The organism is Campylobacter sp. JMF_01 NE2 (assembly GCF_027737365.1).
GTDB lineage: Bacteria > Campylobacterota > Campylobacteria > Campylobacterales > Campylobacteraceae > Campylobacter_B.
Window position 1 is genome coordinate 68,060 of the sequence record NZ_JAOVTR010000002.1, and the last position, 14,520, is coordinate 82,579.

The window sequence follows — 14,520 nt, forward strand, 5'->3', positions numbered from 1 at the left end:
TCTTAATATGCCAAATTTGCGTGGTTTGGATTACGCCATAGCTTCGGCGCGGGCTAGAAGCTCTTTTGCCCCTTTGGCGATAAATTTATCGGCAAAATCTGCGCCGATTTTTTGCGCCATTTTCGCATCGATTCCTGCGCGTGCAAGGCAGAGTTTATCCTCGATAAACTCGCTTCCATCGGGCAGTCCCACGACCGCGCGCACGATCACGCTATCATCTGAGATTTGCGCATTTACGCCGATTGGCACCTGGCAACCGCCCTCCAATCTCGCCACAAACGCCCTTTCTAAATTTGTCGCAAGCACGCTGTTTTCGTCGTTTATGAAATTTAAAATTTCGAGCAACTCTTTTTTGTCGGCACACTCAATCCCTAGTGCGCCTTGACCCATTGCAGGCACCATTTCATCGAGCTCGAAGGTATAAACATACGCCACTTCGGCTCTTAAATTTAGCCTATTTATCCCAGCCATTGCCAAAATTATCGCGTCAAATTCGCCGTCTTTTAGCTTTTTGAGGCGTGTTTGGACATTTCCGCGAAGCGAAATAATCTCTAAATCAGGGCGCATTTTTAGAAGTTGCATTTTGCGGCGAAGGCTTGTGGTGCCGATTTTTGCACCCTTTGGCAGGTCGCTAAATTTAGCGTATTTTTCGCTAATCATCGCGTCTCTCTCGTCTTCCCTAGCGCCGATTGCAGCCAAAACTAGACCCTCTGGAAAGACAACTGGCACATCTTTTAGGCTATGCACGGCTAGGTGGGCTTCGCCTCGGAGCATACACTCTTCGAGTTCTTTGGTAAATAGCCCCTTGCCGCCGATTTTTGCAAGCGGTGTGTCTAAAATTTTATCGCCCTTGGTTTTCATGCTTTTTAGCTCGACCTTAACTCCGTGTTTTTGCTCGATTAGCGATTTTATGTGTTCGCTTTGCCACAGAGCTAGCACGCTTCCGCGGGTGGCTATGATTAAATTTTGCATTTATTCTCCTTTTTTCTCTTCGATGATTTCAGCGTCGATTATATCGTCGTTTGCGTGGTTTTTGGGTCTGTAATGGGCGCTGTTTTGTGCGCTATAATCGCTGCTGTTTCGATAAAATGTGTCGTTTTTGGAAGCGGGGTTTTTCAGGTATAAAATCACCGCCGCTACTAGCAAGCAAACGCCCAAAATATCGCTAAGTATGAGTGGCACACATAGCGCAAAACCAGCCGCGACAAAGCCAAATTCACTCAAAATATATTTTGGCGTGATACGGGCGAAATTTGCCAAATTTACCATTGGGCGTTTTGTCATCAAAAATAGCCCCAAAATCGTGCTGGCAAGGACTTCGATGACAAAAATCACAAATCCGTTTGCGTGCAAAAAATGGTATGTGATTATCATTTCTAGCACCAAATACGGAAGTATCAAAAACCTAAACATTTCTATCCTTGCTGAAATTTAAAGCGCCAATTTTATCAAAAGCTTTCTAAATTTTCTATTTTTTGCATTAGCGCTTCGCACGATTTGGCGATATCGTCATAACAGCTCTCAAAATCGCGTGTGTAGTATGGATCTGCGATGATTTTTTGCGATTTTGGCGCATTTTGGCCTACCGCAAATTCGAGCAAGAATTTTACTTTTGGCGAATTTAGCCCAAAAATTCGGGCTAATGAGCGCATATTTTCTTCATCCATACACAAAATCAAATCAAAATTTTCAAGATCAGCTTTTGTGATTTGCGTGGCAACATGAGCCATAAGAGGTACGGCCTTTTCGCGTAATACTCGCTTGGTTTCGTAGTAGGGCGCAGAGCCGATTTCATCGGTGTGAGTGGCTTTGGAATCACAATGAATTTTATCTTGCAAACCGCGAATTTTTACTAAATTTTCCATGATAGCCTGCGCCATTGGCGAGCGACAAATATTTCCGTGACAAACGAATAAAATTCTCATTTCTGCCCTTTATTGCGTGATTATGTCGTAGTGATTAGGGATATTTGGCGCGAAAATTTTCTCATCAATTTTCTCGTTTTTGCGCACGCTTTGCAGATTTATGACGACTTTGTTATCGAGTTTGTCAGTGTATGAGATCTGGCTAGGGGCGTCGTTTTGGGTAGTGATGAAGTATTTCACGCCGTCAAGCTCGGCTTCGTAAGCGCCTGATTTGTTTTGTTTCGCGCCAGATAAAATCGCCACTAAATTCGGCGTTTCTTTGATATTTGTGATGATAGCTTGCTCCAAATCAGGCTCGATGACCGTAACCTTTGTGAAGCTAAAAAATATATTTTTTTTCGTTGGGCTTGTGTAGTGCCACACGGCATGCTCTTTGGTCGCGCTAAAATCGCCTGTGTAGTTGATTTTGGCGTCTTCGCTTTGGACGCTTTGAGTGAAATTTGCGCTTAGAGTGTCGAATTCGAGCGGATTTGCGAGCGAAAAAGTAGCACAAAACGCCAATGCAAAAACAGATTTTTTCATATCTCAAACCTCTTTAAATTTAAAATTTTGCGTTATTATAGCTGTTTTTATTAAGTTTAATTAAATAAAAACTAAAAATATGGTAATATGTTCGGTTAAAATTTTAAAATGAAGGTTTGAAATGTTTAAAAGAGTAGTTAGAGGGATTTTTGGCACGAAAAACAATCGTGTGGTCAAACAATACGCAAAACGCGCAAAAGAGATAAACGCGCTAGAAAAAAAATACGAAGCACTCGATGACGAGGCATTAAAGGCTGAATTTAACGCACTTAAAGAGCAAATCCAAAAGGGCGAAACGACAACTGATAAAATTTTGTATGATGTTTTTGCTATCGTCAGAGAGGCCTCAAAAAGGGTGCTAAATATGCGCCATTTCGATGTCCAGCTAATCGGCGGTATGGTTTTAAACGACGGCGCGATAGCTGAGATGAAAACAGGCGAGGGAAAGACGCTTGTTGCAACTCTTCCTGTGGTTTTAAACGCTATGAGTGGCAAGGGTGTGCATGTCGTGACGGTCAATGACTACCTAGCCAAACGCGACGCCGAGCAAATGGGCGTTTTGTATAATTTCTTAGGTTTAAGCGTTGGTGTAGTAGTCGGTGGCGAGTATAACGATACTAAGCGCAAAGAGGCTTACGCTTGCGACATAACTTACGGCACAAACAACGAATTTGGCTTTGATTATTTGCGTGATAATATGAAATTTAGCAGTGAAGATAAGGTGCAAAGAGGTCATCATTTCGTAATCGTCGATGAAGTTGATAGTATCTTAATCGACGAGGCTAGAACTCCACTAATCATCTCAGGCCCTACAAACCGCACACTTGATGGCTATGTCAAAGCAAACGAAGTAGCCAAACAAATGGTGCAAGGCCAGGCGCCAGATGATCCAAAAGAGAAGCCAACTGGCGATTTTATCCTAGATGAAAAAAATAAAAGCGTGCTAATTACCGAAGCAGGTATCGCAAAGGCTGAAAAACTCTTTGGCGTAGATAACCTATACAAGCTTGAAAACGCCGTTTTAAGCCACTATTTAGATCAAGCATTAAAAGCAAATTATATATTTAAAAAAGATGTCAATTATGTCGTGCGTGAGGGGCAGATCGTCATCGTCGATGAATTTACAGGCAGACTAAGCGAGGGGCGCCGTTTTAGCGAGGGCTTGCACCAAGCACTAGAAGCCAAAGAGGGCGTGCAAATCCAAGAAGAGAGCCAAACCCTAGCCGATATTACATTTCAAAACTATTTTAGAATGTATGAAAAACTAGCAGGCATGACCGGCACAGCCCAAACCGAGGCGACTGAGTTTTCTCAAATTTATAAATTAGAGGTCGTTTCAATCCCTACAAATATCCCAGTGCAAAGACTAGATCAAAACGATTTGATTTACAAAACAGAGCGCGAGAAATTTAACGCCGTAATCGAGGAAGTAAAAAGGCTAAACAAAAAAGGTCAGCCAGTCTTAGTCGGCACCGCATCGATTGAAAAATCAGAGCTTTTGCACGAACTTTTGGTTAAAGAAAAAATCGCTCACTCCGTGTTAAATGCTAAAAACCACGAAAAAGAGGCGCAAATCATTGCCGAAGCCGGTGCAAAAGGCGCTGTAACAATCGCTACAAATATGGCAGGACGGGGCGTTGATATCCGCATAAATGATGAAGTCAGGGAGCTTGGCGGGCTTTATATCCTAGGCACAGAACGCCACGAAAGCCGCCGTATCGATAACCAGCTCCGCGGTCGCTCAGGCCGTCAGGGAGATCCGGGCGAGAGTAGATTTTATCTAAGTTTAGAGGATAATTTGCTTCGAATTTTTGGTAGCGATAAGATTAAAAATATTATGGAGCGTTTGGGTTTGCAAGATGGCGAACATATCGAGTCGAAAATGGTCTCTCGTGCCGTAGAAAATGCGCAAAAAAAGGTCGAGAGCCTGCATTTCGAGGCTAGAAAACATATCCTAGAATACGATGATGTCGCAAACGAGCAGAGAAAGACGATTTATAAATACCGAAACGAGCTTTTGGATAAAGAATTTGACCTAAAAGACAAAATTTTGCAAAACCGCGAAGAGTATATCGCAAGTGTGCTAGATGATTTGGAGATTTTCGACGGAGATGAGAAGGAAAAATTCGATTATGAGGCGATAATAAACCGCATTTTAAATGATACTGGCGAGATGCTAAATGAGGCGAATTTGAAAAACGCTAATGATTATGGCGAGCTAAAAAGCGTGATTGTAGAGCAACTTCAAAGCTCTTACGAGGAAAAAATGAGCCAAATCGATCAGGCTCAGCGCAAAGAGATCGAAAAAATGCTTTATTTACAAATCGTAGATCGCGATTGGCGTGAGCATTTATACCAAATGGATACCCTAAAAACGGGCATTGGACTAAGGGGATACAATCACAAAGACCCGCTAACCGAGTATAAAAAAGAAAGCTATAATCTCTTTATGGAGCTTGTTTTGCGCCTAAAAAGCGATAGTATCCGCACATTGCAACTAATTCGCTTCAAAACCCAAGAAGAAATCGACGCCGAAAGAGAGGCTATGCAAGAGCAAATGCGTAGTGAAGCGCAGGACGAAATAAGCGAAGCTAACACAAATGAAGATGAAATTTCAAATTCAAGCGAAAATTTAAATTCGAGTGAAAATCAAACCACAGAAAATAGCGAATTTTCGCTAGGCGCGAAAAAACCTAAACGAAACGACCCATGTCCATGCGGAAGCGGCAAAAAATACAAAGACTGCCACGGTAAAGGTGGCCCTAAAAAAGGCGGTTTTGCAAGGTAACTTGCAAACGCCTAATTTCAAAATTCACAGGGCAGACTTTGATAAAATATCTACTTTTTAAATATTTGCGTTTCGACAAATCTCAGCCATTTATCACGCTTTCTGCGATTTTGGCGTTTTTGGGCGTGAGTATCGGACTAATGGTGCTAATCATCGCAATGGCGATAATGAACGGTTTCGATAAAGAATTTCAACGCAAACTCTTTACGATGAACTATCCTATCACGATACACAGCCAGTTTCGTGGCGGTATCACAAACGATGATGTCGAAATTTTAAAGGGAGATTTCCCAAATTTAAAATTTAGCCCATATATCAGCTCGCAAGTCATCGCCAAAAATGGCGATAGATTAGAGGGTGGAATAATCTTTGGCGTAAATTTGGCCGATGAAATTCAAATAAATTCAGTCGTCGCACAGGGGGCAAAAGACGCGAATTTGAGCGAATTTGGCATTATGGTCGGTAAGGGCATAAAGGACGAATTTATGCTAGATATGGGCGATAAAATCACAATGATTTTTACCAAAAACGACCCAGGCGGATTTGCGCTGATTCCTAAAATGAAGCGATTTGAAGTGCGCGCTAGCTTTGATTCTGGTTTGATTGCTTATGATAAGGCGTATTCTTACGCGAGCGTGGGCGATTTAGCGAAAATTTTGGGCTATGACGAGGGGCGATATGACGGGGTGCATGTTTTCTCAGACGATCCATTTAAGGACTTAGAAATCATTAAAGAAAATCTCCCGCCGAGCGCGCGCGCTGTTGGCTGGTGGCAACAAAACGGCAACTTTTTCTCAGCCCTTGCGCTTGAAAAACGGGCGCTTTTTTTGGTGCTTTTGCTAATAATCTTAGTGGCTAGCTTAAATATCGTTAGTTCGCTTTTGATGACCGTGATGAATCGTCGCCAAGAAATCGCGCTTTTGCTTAGCCTTGGAGCGAGCAAAAAAGAGGTGAAAAAGACATTTTTCTCGCTTGGGGCGACGATTGGCGGAAGCGGAATAATTTTTGGCCTTATTTTGGGGCTTTTTGGGGTTTGGTTGCTTGGAAATTTCGATATCATCGACCTGCCAGCCGATGTTTATGGAAGCAGCAAACTGCCTATGGAGCTCTCATTTAGCGATTTGATTTCTACCGTGGTAGGAGCTGTGATAATAGTAGCACTCTCATCGTGGTATCCAGCCAAAAAGGCCACCGAAGTCGATGTTTTGCAAACTTTGCGTAATGAATAATTTAAATTTAATAAAGGAGAATTTATGAAAAAGTTAATTTTATGCGCCCTAGTGGCTGGGTTTTTTATCGGTTGTGCTGGCACGAAAGAGCCGGGCGTGAGCGAGAGCGCGCCAATCGAGCAGAAAAAAATCGAGCCAAATTTCAACCAAAATAGCGCTGGTTGCACCACAGGCTGCATGGACGCTGTAATCAAAGCCCAAGAAGCAAACAAAAATATAAAAAGATAAATTTCAATGGTAGTTTTTTAACTACCATTTCCACTTAAAATTCCCAAATTTAGCCCAAAAATAAATCTGATTTTTATTAAATTTAAGGTAGAATTGAAGCTTAAATTTTTATTTAAAGGTTTTTTATGACTTTAATCGACGGAAAAGCGATAAGCGCAAAGGTCAAAGAAGAGGTAAAAATCGCAGCCGCAGGGCTTAGTGCGAAGGGTGTAACTCCGGGGCTTGCGGTGATTTTGGTGGGCGAGGACAAGGCTAGTGCTACTTATGTGGCTAGCAAAGAAAAGGCGTGCATAGCGTGCGGGATAAATTCTTACCCATATCATCTAAGCGCGCAAACTACCGAAACTGCGCTATTAGAGCTAATTGATGAGCTTAATGCTGATGAAAATGTCGATGGCATACTTGTCCAACTTCCACTTCCAAAACACATTGATACAAATAAAATTTTAGAAAAAATCGATCCTAGTAAAGATGTCGATGGATTTCACGCTGTAAATGTCGGCAGGCTAGTTAGCGGATTAGAGGCTTTTGTGCCATGCACGCCACTTGGCATTATGCGACTTTTGGCTGAATACGGCATAGAAACAAACGGCGCAAACGCTGTGGTAATTGGCAGAAGCAATATAGTCGGCAAACCTATGGCAAATTTGCTTTTAAACGCGAATTCTACCGTTACTATCACACACTCTCGCACCAAAAATTTAGCCGAAATTTGCTCGCAGGCTGATATCTTAGTCGCAGCGATTGGAAAGCCAAATTTCGTAACCCCTGACATGGTAAAAGATGGCGCGGTGGTCATTGATATAGGCATAAACCGCCTAGAAAATGGCAAACTAACTGGCGATGTGGATTTCGACGCAGTCGCGCCTAAATGCTCATTTATCACGCCAGTTCCTGGTGGCGTGGGTCCTATGACAATCGCAATGCTACTTCAAAACACAATCACATCGGCGCGCAACCGCCTAAAAAGAAGCAAATAAATGAAATTTTTAGGTTCGCTTTATCGCTTTTCATCTAGCTGGGTTGGCACGATTTGTATTGTGCTTTTTATCATACTTTTTGTGGCGCAAGCTTTTGTGATTCCAAGCGGATCGATGAGAGTTACGCTTTTAGAGGGCGATTTTTTGTTTGTGAAAAAATTTAGCTACGGAATACCAACCCCTCATATCCCATTTATCGAGGTTCCAGTAGCCCCTGATAGCGACGGGGACGGACATTTAATCCAAGGCAAACGCCCACAGCGTGGGGATATCGTGGTATTTCGCTATCCAAAAGATGAGAAAATTCACTATGTCAAGCGAAATTTTGCAGTCGGTGGAGATGAAGTGATTTTTGATTTAGATAATTTCTACCTCAGACCAAACGAGGGCGATGAATTTATAGAGCAAAACTACGATAAAAGCGATATTGTCATCTTAAACGGACAAAAATATGTAAAAGAGCCGTATAAATTCAAAGGCATAAATTATAATCCGCATTTTAGAAACGCCATGCGTGCAAGTATGCTTGGAAATTTAGAGCGCAAAAGCCTAGCAATGCGCCCTATAATGGTGGCTGAGAGCGAGAAGGTGTATGAATACGGCAGTGTGAAATTTAACGCATTTTATATCAAAGTTCCGCAAGATGAGTTTTTTATGATTGGCGATAACCGCAACAACTCGGGCGATAGCAGGTATTGGGGCACCGTGCCGTATCGCCTAATCGTAGGCAAGCCGTGGTTTACTTATTTTAGTATCGACCCGGATAAAAAAATCCGCTGGGAGAGAATAGGGCGTTTCATCGACACGCTTCAAAGCGATGAGAGCTTGATTTATGAGCAAAAATAAAGGGAAAATATGCAGGTAAAAAAGGTTTTTATTGCGGGTGATCACGCTTCGCCGGCTGTGAAGGAAGAGGTCAAAAAAATAATCGCAAATTTGGGCTATGAGTTCGAAGATTTAGGCACAAATGACGAAAATATCAGCGTGGATTATCCTGATTTCGCGAAAATTTTGGCTGATAAAATTTTGGTTGAAAGCAAAAATTTAGCTAGCGCAAACGGCGAGCAAAACAGCGAAGATAGCACAAAATTTGGAATTTATGGAATTTTAATTTGTGGCACAGGTATTGGGATTTCGATTGCGGCAAATCGCCACGCACATATTCGTTGCGCGCTTTGCCATGATAGCCTCACTGCTAGGCTTTGCAGGGAGCATAATAACGCAAATGTGCTTGCATTTGGCGCAAGAGTGCTAGGAATCGCAGAGATTGAGGATATGATAAAGACATTTTTTAGCACAAATTTTAGTGGCGGCAGACACGAAAGACGCGTGAATAAGCTAGGCGTGATTGCCTGCGATATGAGCGCAAAATAGGGCGAGATATGATAGTAGTTTTTGAAATTTTAAGCTTTGTTTTGGCTGTATTGTTGGTGCTTTCGATCCGTAAAAATATGAAAATTTACGATAAATTGGCAAAATGTGAAGACGAAATTTCAAAACTAAAAGAAAATCAAGAAAAGCTAAAATCTGCGTTGGAGCTTAGCATACAGGCCTTGCAAAGCGACGAAGCAGAAAAGTTAAATTTAAGATTGCAAAATGCAAAATTATTAAAGGATAGAGGATGAAAACTTTAAGCAATGATGATAAAGCTTATCTTTTTAAATCATTAAGGACTATCGAGGATTTCCCTAAACCTGGGATTTTGTTTTACGATGTAACGACGCTTTTGGGCGATAAAAAGGCATTTAGCTTTTTGCTAGATCATCTCGTAGATCGCTACAAGGATTACGAGCTTGATTATATCGTAGGGATTGAGAGCAGGGGATTTATCTTTGGTGCGGCACTTGCGGCTAGGCTAAATTTGGCTTTCGTGCCGATTCGCAAACCAAAAAAACTTCCATATATCACCATTTCGCAAAAATACTCTCTCGAATACGGCTTCGATCAGGTCGAAATGCATGTCGATGCCTTTGATGCAGTCGCAAACGCGCAAAATCGCAAAGCCAGAGTGCTTTTAATCGACGATTTAATCGCTACTGGTGGCACTGCCAAAGCCGCGCTTGATTTGATCGCACAAACAAATGCCGATTGCGTGGAAGTGTGCTTTTTGCTAAATTTGCGCGCATTAAACGATCTGGGCGAATTTGAAGCAAGAACGAAAGTTTATTGCGTTTTAGAGGCATAAAATTTTGGAAGAAACGCTCAAAGAATTTCTAACCCAGTATCATCAATACGCTTATATCGTGCTTTTTGCGTGGTGCGCATTAGAGGGCGAAATCGCGCTAGTTTTGGGCGGGATTTTGGCACACGAGGGGCATATAAATTTACCGCTTGGTATTTTTGTCGCGGCGTGTGGGGCGTTTGCGGGCGATCAATTTTATTTTTATATCGGCAGGTATAATAAAAACTACATTAGCAAAAAACTCGCCACCCAGCGCCGTAAATTTGCTATCGCGCACCTGCTTTTGCAACGGTGGGGCTGGATTTTGATATTTATCCAGCGATATATGTATGGTTTGCGTATGATAATTCCTATGAGTATCGGCATTACCCGTTATAGTGCCAAAAAATTTGCATTTATAAATTTTATAAGCGCGGTTGCGTGGGCGAGTATGACGATGATACCTGCGTGGTATTTCGGCAAGCAAATTTGGCAAGCGATAAATTTGATCGAGCAATACTGGTATTTTGCGATACCGCTGATTGCCGGAATTGTCTTTGGGTTTTATAAAATTTTTGCAAGATTAGAAAATCATTTTATAAATTTAAGAAAGGATAGAGATGAAAGTAACATTATTGAATCAAAATTTTGACGCGATAAATGCGGATTTTGAAGTGATTTTTATCGTCGGTGGCGACACGGCTCACCGCTTTGTCAAAGACGGCGATAAATTTGATTTTTTTGATTACAAAGGTGAGGGAAATTTGCTTTTAAGCGAGCAAAAAAGGCTATATATAGGCATAAAAGCCCTAGAATACGACCGCGTGAGAGTGGGCGTGGCGCAGGCATACAATACGCTAAAAAATCTTAAAATTTCAAATTTTAAAATCGCATTTTATGATTGCGGTTGCACGAAAAAAAGCGCAATGGCTATGGCTGAGGGCGCAGTGCTGGGCGCGTATGAGTTTAACAAATACAAAAGCGAAAAAAAATCCTACACTCTAAATGAAATTTTTATTGCTAGCGATACATACACAGGCTCTACGCTAGAAGCCGATAAAGCTGGTCGTGGCGTGAAATTTGGCGCTATTATGGCGGACGCGGCGAATTTCGCCAAAAACGGCGTCAATGAAATCCCTGAAATTTACACTCCGCACAAAATGGCAGACGAGGCTGAAATTTTGGCTTCAAACTACGATGATGTCAGCGTAGCTGTGTATGATGAGAGATTTTTGGAAGAAGAGAAAATGAACGCGTTTTTGGCTGTCAATCGCGCCTCAGCTCATCGCCCACGCCTAATCCACCTTACCTACAAACCTGAAAAATGCCTTCAAAAGGTCGTTTTCGTGGGCAAGGGTTTGACCTATGATAGTGGCGGACTTAGCCTAAAACCGAGTGATTATATGCTGACAATGAAAGCTGACAAAAGTGGCGCGCTTGCAGCTATGGCGATTATCAAAGGCGCTGCCGAGCTTGATTTGCCTTTTGAAATACACGCTATCATCGGTGCTACCGAAAACATGATAGGTGGCAACGCCTACAAACCAGACGATGTGCTAATCTCTCGCTCTGGCGTGAGTATCGAGGTGCGAAACACAGACGCAGAGGGCAGGCTAGTGCTGGCTGATTGTCTAAGCTACGCTCAGGATTTAAACCCTGATTTGTTAATCGATATGGCGACGCTTACAGGGGCTTGCGTAGTGGGACTTGGCGAATACACAAGCGGAATTTTAGGAAATAACGAAGAGTTAAAGCTAAAATTTAAAAATTTAACCAAAGCTAGTGGTGAGCTTTTCACGATTTTAGAATTTAATGATTATTTGCGAGAACTTATCAAATCAAATATCGCAGATGTTTCAAATACAGCGTCTAGCAGATACGGTGGCACGACCACAGCGGGGCTTTTCCTTGATAAATTTATCAAACCTGAATTTAAAGACAAATGGCTTCATCTTGATATCGCAGGCCCAGCCTATGTCGAAAAAGCGTGGGGATATAACCAATTCGGCGCGACAGGTGCGGCAGTTAGAGCAAATCTATACTATCTAATGGCTCTGCAAAAAGAGCTAGAAAAGAGGGGCTAATGGGGCTTTCTGTTGGAATCGTAGGTTTGCCAAATGTGGGCAAATCTACCACTTTTAATGCGCTAACAAAGGCACAAAATGCACAAGCGCAAAACTATCCATTTTGCACAATCGAGCCAAACAAGGCTATCGTGCCGGTGCCCGATACTAGGCTTGATGAGCTAGCCAAAATCGTAAATCCAGAGCGCATTATGCACTCGACAATCGAATTTGTCGATATCGCTGGACTTGTAAAGGGTGCTAGCAAGGGCGAGGGTTTGGGAAATAAATTTCTCTCAAATATCCGTGAAGCTGAGATTATTTTGCATATTGTGCGTTGCTTCGAAGACGGCAATATTACCCATGTCGAGGGCAGTATCGATCCGATCCGCGATATCGAAATCATCGAAACCGAGCTTGTTTTAGCCGATATTGAGCAGTTAGGCAGAAAAATCGAGCGGCTAAACAAAGAAGCCAAAGCAAACGCCAAAGGCGCCAAAGAGGCCTTGGCACTCGCAAATGAGCTTTTAGAACATTTAAATTTAGGCAAACCTGCTTCAAATTTCGCAGACAAAGACAGCGAAGTCTTTGCGAGCCTAAATAAAGAGTTGCGCCTGCTTTCTGCAAAAGAGGTGATTTATGGCGCAAATGTCGATGAGGACGGCATAGCACAGGATAATGAGTATGTAAAAGCTGTAAAAGAGTATGCAAATGCGCGAAATGCCGAAGTTATCAAGCTTTGCGCTAAAATCGAAGAGGAGCTAATCGGTCTAGGTGATGATGAAGCGCACGAAATGCTTCAAAGCCTAGGCGCAGAAGAAAGCGGACTAGATAATATCATCAGAAGATCTTTTGCGAAGCTAAATTTGATAAGCTATTTTACCGCTGGGGTTATGGAAGTGCGCGCATGGACGATAACCAAAGGCTGGAAAGCGCCAAAGGCGGCTAGCGTGATACATAATGATTTCGAGCGTGGCTTTATCCGTGCAGAGGTTATTAGCTACGATGATTTCGTGGCGCATGGAGGCGAAAGTAGGGCAAAAGAGGCAGGAAAAATGCGCCTAGAAGGCAAGGATTATGTAGTAAATGATGGCGATGTAATGCATTTTAGGTTTAATGTGTAATTTAATTTTTTTTTGAAATATGCAAATTTTGATTTTTTTTCTTAAAATTTAAGTTTTTTTACATTAAAATTGCTTGAAATTTTTGAAGTGAAATTTGCAAATTTATCTAAAATTTATGGTAAATGGGCGCGCGTTATCTTTCTATTTACTTTTTTTAGGTATTTTTCGGTTTTATTTTTAAGGAGTTAAAATGAAAAAGTTTTTAGGTCTTTTGGCATTAGCAGGCGCAGTGACTTTTTCTGGTGCTAACACACTAGAACAAATCAAAGCGAGCAATACGCTAAGAATTGGTGTAGGTGAGCACGATGCTCCAATGAGTTCTATTTCAAAAAGTGGCAAATTTCAAGGTTTTGAAATTGAGTTGGCGAAAGAACTAGCAAAAGCCATTTTAGGTGATGGCGGTAAGGTAGAATTTGTCGCTGTTAAAGATGCTGAGCGTATGGACGCAGTAACTCAAAACAGAGTTGATTTGCTAATTCACAATTATTCAAGAACACCTGAGCGCGAGAAATCAATGGACTTTTCTATGCCTTATCTTTCAACAATGGATGCTGTTGTTACTAAAAAAGATTTAGGTGTCCAAAGACTAAGCGATTTAAGAGGTAGAAGAGTTCTAGTTGTTCCAGGCACATCAGCTGAAGTCGCTCTTAACAAAGAACCACAAATCCAACAAGTTCCTTGCTCTACATCAAAAGAGTGCTTGGATAAATTAAGAGCTGGCGAAGCTGACGGCTATGCTAGAAAAATTACTGCAATCGCTACTATTCCTTTTGTTGATGATAGATTTGAGCTTGCTATCAAACGCATAGGAGCTATCGCTTTCAACTGCGTAGGCACTCAAAAAGGCAATCGCGATTTAATGGAAATCGTAGATAGCAAAATCCTATCTCTATCACAAGAAGGCTTCTTTGCAGATATGTATGAGCAAACTTTCGAGCTATTCTATCGTGGTGAGCTAGAAGAGAAAATGTTCGTTCTAGATGATATTTATGAAGCATTACTATAATTAGTGCTTTTTGATACTATACTTGGGCGCCTTTTTTAAGGCGCCTTTTTTTATGGCTGAAAATTTTATCTATCCAATCTGTCGTTGCGAGAAAACTAAGTTTTTGAGGCAATTTAGAAAAATTCTTTAATCTCTAATTTGTCATTGCGAAGCTACGCAGTCGCTGTGGCAATCTACGAGCCAAAATTACAAAACGCTATAATTCGTGTCATTGCGAGCGTAGCGAAGCAATCCAGTAAATTTTAGAGAAAATTTCAATTTATCAAAATTTATCTGAATTTCCCTAGATTGCTTCGCTACGCTCATAATGACAGCAAAAACACGCACTTTGAATTTTAAACTCGTAGATTGCTTCGTCGCTGTTTCACAGCTCCTCGCAATGACAAAAATAACACTTTGTTGCTTCGCTCCTCGCAATGACAAAATCGGGGCAGTATTGAAAAACTTGCGGTAGCGGAAATCTCGCAATGACAAAACAGGGCGAATTTACTCCA

The 14,520-nt window shown here is 41.7% G+C and carries 15 protein-coding genes and 2 pseudogenes; 13 read left to right on the forward strand and 4 right to left on the reverse strand.

The window, feature by feature from the left end; all coding sequences use genetic code 11:
- Window positions 1-30: 30 nt before the first annotated feature.
- Genes hemC through lolA form a run of 4 tightly spaced genes read right to left on the reverse strand, consistent with a single transcriptional unit; the run spans window position 31 to window position 2,447 of the window.
- Window positions 31-972 (reverse strand): hydroxymethylbilane synthase, encoded by a 942-nt coding sequence (gene hemC / locus OFO01_RS03595; protein ID WP_270858817.1) that lies wholly within the window; start codon window positions 970-972, stop codon window positions 31-33.
- Complete coding sequence (locus OFO01_RS03600; RefSeq protein WP_270858818.1) at window positions 973-1,413, reverse strand: FxsA family protein; 441 nt, start codon at window positions 1,411-1,413, stop codon at window positions 973-975.
- Window positions 1,414-1,448: 35 nt separating this feature from the next.
- On the reverse strand, window positions 1,449-1,925 hold the full coding sequence (locus OFO01_RS03605; protein ID WP_270858819.1) for a low molecular weight protein-tyrosine-phosphatase: 477 nt from the start codon (window positions 1,923-1,925) through the stop codon (window positions 1,449-1,451).
- A gap of 9 nt (window positions 1,926-1,934) precedes the next feature.
- Window positions 1,935-2,447: a LolA-like outer membrane lipoprotein chaperone gene (gene lolA, locus OFO01_RS03610; protein ID WP_270858820.1), complete on the reverse strand. Its 513-nt coding sequence runs from the start codon at window positions 2,445-2,447 to the stop codon at window positions 1,935-1,937.
- Between the two features lie 121 nt (window positions 2,448-2,568).
- On the opposite strand from lolA, the pseudogene secA reads away from it, so the two are divergent.
- The 13 genes and pseudogenes from secA to OFO01_RS03670 all read left to right on the forward strand — a co-directional run.
- Window positions 2,569-4,942, forward strand: a pseudogene (gene secA / locus OFO01_RS03615) (preprotein translocase subunit SecA); the annotation flags it as partial.
- A gap of 191 nt (window positions 4,943-5,133) precedes the next feature.
- Window positions 5,134-5,235: pseudogene (locus tag OFO01_RS09015) on the forward strand (SEC-C metal-binding domain-containing protein); the annotation flags it as partial.
- A gap of 38 nt (window positions 5,236-5,273) precedes the next feature.
- Window positions 5,274-6,464: an ABC transporter permease gene (locus OFO01_RS03620; RefSeq protein ID WP_270858822.1), complete on the forward strand. Its 1,191-nt coding sequence runs from the start codon at window positions 5,274-5,276 to the stop codon at window positions 6,462-6,464.
- 24 nt (window positions 6,465-6,488) lie between these two features.
- Window positions 6,489-6,692 carry a hypothetical protein gene (locus OFO01_RS03625; protein WP_270858823.1) on the forward strand — a complete coding sequence of 68 codons (204 nt, stop codon included), beginning with the start codon at window positions 6,489-6,491 and terminating at the stop codon, window positions 6,690-6,692.
- Between the two features lie 125 nt (window positions 6,693-6,817).
- Complete coding sequence (gene folD / locus OFO01_RS03630) at window positions 6,818-7,672, forward strand: bifunctional methylenetetrahydrofolate dehydrogenase/methenyltetrahydrofolate cyclohydrolase FolD (RefSeq protein ID WP_270858824.1); 855 nt, start codon at window positions 6,818-6,820, stop codon at window positions 7,670-7,672.
- Entirely contained in the window at window positions 7,673-8,518 is an 846-nt protein-coding gene (gene lepB / locus OFO01_RS03635) for a signal peptidase I (RefSeq protein ID WP_270858825.1), read from the forward strand.
- Window positions 8,519-8,527: 9 nt separating this feature from the next.
- Window positions 8,528-9,046, forward strand: a complete 519-nt coding sequence (locus OFO01_RS03640) for an RpiB/LacA/LacB family sugar-phosphate isomerase (RefSeq protein WP_270858826.1) — start codon at window positions 8,528-8,530, stop codon at window positions 9,044-9,046.
- Window positions 9,047-9,054: 8 nt separating this feature from the next.
- A complete protein-coding gene (locus tag OFO01_RS03645; RefSeq protein ID WP_270858827.1) occupies window positions 9,055-9,297 on the forward strand; it encodes a hypothetical protein in 243 nt (80 codons plus the stop codon).
- Window positions 9,294-9,857 carry an adenine phosphoribosyltransferase gene (apt, locus tag OFO01_RS03650; RefSeq protein ID WP_270858828.1) on the forward strand — a complete coding sequence of 188 codons (564 nt, stop codon included), beginning with the start codon at window positions 9,294-9,296 and terminating at the stop codon, window positions 9,855-9,857. Before OFO01_RS03645 ends, apt begins: the two co-directional genes overlap by 4 nt.
- A gap of 4 nt (window positions 9,858-9,861) precedes the next feature.
- Window positions 9,862-10,485: a DedA family protein gene (locus tag OFO01_RS03655; protein WP_270858829.1), complete on the forward strand. Its 624-nt coding sequence runs from the start codon at window positions 9,862-9,864 to the stop codon at window positions 10,483-10,485.
- Window positions 10,454-11,917: a leucyl aminopeptidase gene (locus OFO01_RS03660; RefSeq protein ID WP_270858830.1), complete on the forward strand. Its 1,464-nt coding sequence runs from the start codon at window positions 10,454-10,456 to the stop codon at window positions 11,915-11,917. The genes OFO01_RS03655 and OFO01_RS03660 overlap by 32 nt, the downstream gene beginning before the upstream one ends.
- On the forward strand, window positions 11,917-13,020 hold the full coding sequence (ychF, locus tag OFO01_RS03665; RefSeq protein WP_270858831.1) for a redox-regulated ATPase YchF: 1,104 nt from the start codon (window positions 11,917-11,919) through the stop codon (window positions 13,018-13,020). The genes OFO01_RS03660 and ychF overlap by 1 nt, the downstream gene beginning before the upstream one ends.
- 190 nt (window positions 13,021-13,210) lie before the next feature.
- The gene (locus OFO01_RS03670) at window positions 13,211-14,026 is read left to right on the forward strand and encodes a transporter substrate-binding domain-containing protein (protein WP_270862500.1); all 816 of its coding nucleotides are present in this window, start codon (window positions 13,211-13,213) and stop codon (window positions 14,024-14,026) included.
- The last annotated feature ends 494 nt before the right edge of the window (window positions 14,027-14,520 follow it).

Excerpts from the sequence above, each read along its gene's own strand:
- OFO01_RS03600 (WP_270858818.1), bottom strand. The coding sequence starts at position 1,413 with ATGTTTAGGTTTTTGATACTTCCGTATTTGGTGCTAGAAATGATAATC.
- ychF (WP_270858831.1), top strand. The coding sequence starts at position 11,917 with ATGGGGCTTTCTGTTGGAATCGTAGGTTTGCCAAATGTGGGCAAATCT.
- OFO01_RS03670 (WP_270862500.1), top strand. The coding sequence starts at position 13,211 with ATGAAAAAGTTTTTAGGTCTTTTGGCATTAGCAGGCGCAGTGACTTTT.
- OFO01_RS03645 (WP_270858827.1), top strand. The coding sequence starts at position 9,055 with ATGATAGTAGTTTTTGAAATTTTAAGCTTTGTTTTGGCTGTATTGTTG.
- apt (WP_270858828.1), top strand. The coding sequence starts at position 9,294 with ATGAAAACTTTAAGCAATGATGATAAAGCTTATCTTTTTAAATCATTA.
- OFO01_RS03625 (WP_270858823.1), top strand. The coding sequence starts at position 6,489 with ATGAAAAAGTTAATTTTATGCGCCCTAGTGGCTGGGTTTTTTATCGGT.
- OFO01_RS03660 (WP_270858830.1), top strand. The coding sequence starts at position 10,454 with ATGAAAGTAACATTATTGAATCAAAATTTTGACGCGATAAATGCGGAT.
- hemC (WP_270858817.1), bottom strand. The coding sequence starts at position 972 with ATGCAAAATTTAATCATAGCCACCCGCGGAAGCGTGCTAGCTCTGTGG.
- lepB (WP_270858825.1), top strand. The coding sequence starts at position 7,673 with ATGAAATTTTTAGGTTCGCTTTATCGCTTTTCATCTAGCTGGGTTGGC.
- OFO01_RS03640 (WP_270858826.1), top strand. The coding sequence starts at position 8,528 with ATGCAGGTAAAAAAGGTTTTTATTGCGGGTGATCACGCTTCGCCGGCT.
- lolA (WP_270858820.1), bottom strand. The coding sequence starts at position 2,447 with ATGAAAAAATCTGTTTTTGCATTGGCGTTTTGTGCTACTTTTTCGCTC.
- OFO01_RS03605 (WP_270858819.1), bottom strand. The coding sequence starts at position 1,925 with ATGAGAATTTTATTCGTTTGTCACGGAAATATTTGTCGCTCGCCAATG.
- folD (WP_270858824.1), top strand. The coding sequence starts at position 6,818 with ATGACTTTAATCGACGGAAAAGCGATAAGCGCAAAGGTCAAAGAAGAG.